1 protein-coding gene is annotated in these 754 nt (G+C 67.1%); it reads right to left on the bottom strand.

Annotated features, from left to right (window positions below; translation table 11 throughout):
- Positions 1–24: 24 nt before the first annotated feature.
- Positions 25–754: 4-hydroxy-tetrahydrodipicolinate synthase (locus JHD07_RS28930; protein ID WP_291628373.1), on the bottom strand; the 730-nt coding region annotated here is incomplete at its 5' end.

The raw sequence follows: 754 nt of genomic DNA, 5'->3' as shown, positions 1-754 counted from the left end.
GTCATAGAGATGACGTCCCGCCGATCACGCGCCGACGCTGTCGATCAATTCTTCGTCGGCGATCGCAGCGAATGCGCGCACCACGCCTCTCTGCGCGGCTGCGTCCAGCGGCACGATCGGAAGCTTAGTCGCGGCGGACATCAAGCCAAGGAGGTTGAGACCGTATTTGAGCGCGGCAGGACTCTCCCTGGACAGGCAGGCGATGAGCGGGATCAGGCGCTTGTGCAGATAACGGGCGGATTGCAGCCTGCCCTGCCTCACATGCGAGAAGATCGTGCGACAGAGATCCGGAGCGATGTTGGCGACCTCCGAGATGGCGCCGTCGCCGCCGTTCGCGATCAAGGCGAACGCGGTGGTGTCGTCGCCGGAGAGAAAGCGAAAACCTTCCGGCAGATTGCGTGACAGCCGCATCGGACGGGTGACGTCGCCGCTCCCGTCGCGCAGAGCGACGAACTGGCGGGATTCGAGCAGACGCAGAAGCGTCTCGTCGCCAAGCGGGCGCAGCGTGCGGGAGGGAATGTCGTGCAGGATCACGGGAAGGCCGATCGCGCCGGCGACCGCCCGGAAGTGTGCCAGCATGCCCTCCTGCATCGGCTTGTTGTAGGCGGGCACGACCGACATCACGGCATCGGCGCCGGCCGCCTCCGCGCGCCGCGCAAGCTCGATGGCGCGGCTGGTTGAGTTCGAGACGGCGCCTGCGATGACCCGCACGCGGCCGCGGGCGACGTCGACCGCGGTGCGAATGACGAGCTCC

Origin of the sequence: Bradyrhizobium sp. (assembly GCF_016462955.1) — a bacterium.
In the GTDB taxonomy this organism is placed as follows: Bacteria; Pseudomonadota; Alphaproteobacteria; order Rhizobiales; family Xanthobacteraceae; genus Bradyrhizobium.
Note: the sequence above shows the minus strand (reverse complement) of the source record. Positions and strands in the feature narration are given on the sequence as shown.